The organism is Pseudoalteromonas sp. NZS11_1, assembly GCF_015864275.1.
GTDB classification, from domain to species: Bacteria; Pseudomonadota; Gammaproteobacteria; order Enterobacterales; family Alteromonadaceae; genus Pseudoalteromonas; species Pseudoalteromonas arctica.
Window position 1 is genome coordinate 1 of record NZ_JADYXK010000064.1, and the last position, 1,073, is coordinate 1,073.

Here is a 1,073-nt window from a genome sequence, read left to right on the forward strand (position 1 = left end):
ATAACACTTTAGTATTTATGCGACACGCAGTTTGTGTTGCATAATCGCTTGTTGGACTGAGGCGCTACCTGCTCGGTGTGTCAGAGTTGGTGTTGTTTATGCTATGGGAATTTGCTTTTTAGAGGCTCTAGCTAAATCAGCTAATTTAATAAGCTTACCTATTATAATTTAAGCTTTCCCTGCATTGCTCAGCGTTTATTATCTATTCATTAAACCGAATGTTTAACCGTTAAGCAAGGATATTTTTCGCTCGCACAGTCGCTATTAGCCTGAGCAATTAAGCAGGTTAACTTATTGATTTGATGCAGCAAGCAAGGCTGCTAACTCGTTCGCGCTATTTTATTTGTCACCTCATCTAAATTCATCACACCAATAAATCGTAAGGTACCCGTCTTGCATGACTGGCAAGACCAATGGGGTATTAATCGTTCTTGCTCTACCTTCGGCTTCACCGCTTTGCATGGGGTTGCTGATACTTGAGCCTTTATTAACCCTAACTTTCGCTTGCGACACGCATTAGCTAAAAAGCCATAGTGACGAATGCGCATAAACCCTTTGGGCAATACATGTTGTAAGTAGCGCCGTAAAAATTCATCACAACTCAGAGTCATGACTTTATCGCGGTTGTTATCTGCATAATCGCGGTATTTAAAGCTCACTGTTTCTTCAGTCGCTGACACTAATCGCGATTCTGACATCACGCCTTTTCGGGTATAACGAGCAAGGTAACTAACTAGCTTTTCACTGTACGTTAAACAGGCTTTGCTATACACGCACCATTTGGTTGGTGTGCTTACCTTCGCGAATGAACTATCGCATTCATTGAGCGCCGCGAGCATTTTCCCTCTAAACACTGTTGATAATGCTTTAACGGGGTATAAATAGCCTTTTTCTATTTCATGCCAGTGCGCTTTATCAAGCGCGCCTGCGGGTATCAAGCAATGCAGGTGAATATGCTGACTTAAGTTCTGCCCCCACGTATGCAGTACGCTTGTCATGCCTAACTGGCCATGCCTCTTTCGTTTCGCAAATTTACACAGCGTTTGCCATGCGGCTTTAAATAAACAGTGATA

1 protein-coding gene is annotated in these 1,073 nt (G+C 42.7%); it reads right to left on the bottom strand.

The annotated features are described in order from the left end of the window. Positions 1 to 320: 320 nt before the first annotated feature. A partial coding sequence (locus I6F44_RS19500; RefSeq protein WP_197174410.1) for an IS91 family transposase occupies positions 321 to 1,073 on the bottom strand: 753 nt, incomplete at its 5' end.